The organism is Burkholderia sp. SIMBA_062, assembly GCF_046534765.1.
GTDB classification, from domain to species: domain Bacteria; phylum Pseudomonadota; class Gammaproteobacteria; order Burkholderiales; family Burkholderiaceae; genus Burkholderia; species Burkholderia ambifaria.
In genome coordinates, this window is record NZ_JAWRYD010000463.1 from 1 (window position 1) to 250 (window position 250).

1 pseudogene is annotated in these 250 nt (G+C 50.8%); it reads right to left on the bottom strand.

Annotated elements, in window-relative coordinates:
• A pseudogene (locus tag SB786_RS37070) lies at positions 1 to 250 on the bottom strand (hypothetical protein); the annotation flags it as partial.

Genomic DNA, 250 nt, shown 5'->3' on the forward strand with positions numbered 1-250 from the left:
CTTGAATTGATGATCCAGAATGCTTTAACCAAGCTCTCTCACTTGCCCGACGCAGAACAGTCAGCTTTTCAATCTGCGGCTTACCCAGTCCTGCATAGAGCGTGTTGGGAATGGCGGGCAGCAAATAGCGCACTGCATCCTGCATTTTGCTGATGTGCGGCTGGGAAATAGGATAGCCATCCTGCTTTAGCAACCTGGCCAGCTCTCGCTGAGAAAGAGGTGCATCGGCTTCTAGTTGATAGAACTCTCT